Raw genomic sequence first — 211 nt, 5'->3', positions numbered from 1 at the left:
GGGTTCGAATCCCGTACGGGTCACCACTTTTGGAGGATTAGCTCAGCTGGGAGAGCACCTGCCTTACAAGCAGGGGGTCGGCGGTTCGATCCCGTCATCCTCCACCATATAAATTATATGAATAATATTGTCGCGGGGTGGAGCAGTACGGTAGCTCGTCGGGCTCATAACCCGAAGGTCGCAGGTTCAAATCCTGTCCCCGCAACCAAAT

At 54.0% G+C, this 211-nt stretch carries 2 tRNA genes; both read left to right on the top strand.

The features are described from left to right. Positions 1–31 precede the first annotated feature (31 nt). Positions 32–107, top strand: a tRNA-Val gene (locus tag MR071_RS25375). Positions 108–131: 24 nt separating this feature from the next. Next, positions 132–208: transfer RNA gene (locus MR071_RS25370), tRNA-Met, on the top strand. Positions 209–211 lie beyond the last annotated feature (3 nt).

Origin of the sequence: Bacillus cereus group sp. BfR-BA-01316, from assembly GCF_022664195.1 — a bacterium.
Taxonomy (GTDB): Bacteria; Bacillota; Bacilli; order Bacillales; family Bacillaceae_G; genus Bacillus_A.
This window is presented reverse-complemented; position numbering and strand designations above follow the sequence as displayed.